Genomic DNA, 1,227 nt, shown 5'->3' with positions numbered 1-1,227 from the left:
CATCCGGCGCTACCGCGACGCGGCCGACGACGCCGATCACAAGCGGCAGGCCGCCGAGCTGGTCGCGATCGTGGCGGGCGGGGGGCCCCCCCCCCCCCCCCGCCGGGGGGGGGGGGGGGGGGGCCCCGCCCCCGGGGGGGGGGGGGGGGCCGGGCCGCCGCCGGTCGCGTGCGCGCACCCCCACCACCCCCTTTCCGTTGTCGCGTCGATTCCGTTGCCACCATTCTATCTCATTCCGCGCGCATTCCCATCCCCGTTTTCATGACTCTTTTCGTCCATTACCTATCCGCGCATACGCGGATAGCTCGCGTTCGCCATTCAGGCAAGCGCATTTCCATGACTCTTTTCGAAAACATTCCCTAAAGAGTCATGGAAAACCCCTTCCCATTGCCGAATGGGGCAGGTTAATGTTGTCCCACACCGAAAACGCACCGCCCGAACGGGAACGCAACGCGAAACCCGAACGGGAAACCGGTACCGCGAACGATGCGACCGGGATGTGCGCACCGGACCCCCATCCACGGAAAGGAAGGTGACCCGTCATGCCCACACCCACCATCGCGGTATTCCCGCACCCATCCGGGGTCTACTACGCGCACCTGGTCGACCCCGACGCCGGAATCAACATCGTCGCCCCGACCCCGTTCGACACGAACGGCCTGGCCGTCGAACACGTCGCCGCCCGGCTACGGAAGGTGCGCGGCAATGAGGACGCCGTCATCCGACCGCACCGCACCGCCGAAAAGTGGATCAACTACGCCCGGCACGAAGGGCACCTGGACGCGATCACCGAAGCGTTCCCCCACCCCGCCCCCCGCGAAGGAACCGATCATGATGCCGCATCCTGACCAGTCCTGCGACTTCCTCGCCATCGGAAACGTGATGGTCGCGATCGACGATCACGGCTACGGCATGACATCGGTAGCGATCCGCACCCTGAAGGATCCGCTGGCCCTGGCGATCACCCTCAACCAGGAAGCGATCTTCGACGCGGACGTGCGCTACCCGGACCCCCATGTGGTCGACCTGGGCGGCAGCCTTCGTCCGGATGGCGCCTACCGGCCGGCACCGTGCCTGTGCGGCGGTGCGACGGCCATCGAAAGGCCCCGTGGCATCGCCCGGATCCTGCGCAGGCTTCGCCGCCGGTAGCAGCCCCCGATTTCCCCAGGTCGGGGGGGGGGGGGGGGGGGGGGGGGGGGGGCCGCCGCCGCCCGGGCGCCGGGGGGG

2 protein-coding genes are annotated in these 1,227 nt (G+C 68.9%); both read left to right on the top strand.

Annotated features, from left to right (window positions below; all coding sequences use genetic code 11):
- Positions 1–542: 542 nt before the first annotated feature.
- A complete protein-coding gene (locus tag MXD62_RS27595) occupies positions 543–848 on the top strand; it encodes a hypothetical protein (protein ID WP_248832316.1) in 306 nt (101 codons plus the stop codon).
- Positions 832–1,149, top strand: coding sequence for a hypothetical protein (locus tag MXD62_RS27590; protein WP_248832315.1), 318 nt, complete (start codon positions 832–834; stop codon positions 1,147–1,149). The genes MXD62_RS27595 and MXD62_RS27590 overlap by 17 nt, the downstream gene beginning before the upstream one ends.
- Positions 1,150–1,227 lie beyond the last annotated feature (78 nt).

The sequence above is a fragment of the Frankia sp. Mgl5 genome, assembly GCF_023242985.1.
GTDB lineage: Bacteria > Actinomycetota > Actinomycetes > Frankiales > Frankiaceae > Parafrankia > Parafrankia soli.
The sequence above is the reverse complement of the archived record's forward strand: the minus strand, read 5'-3'. Positions and strand labels throughout refer to the sequence as shown.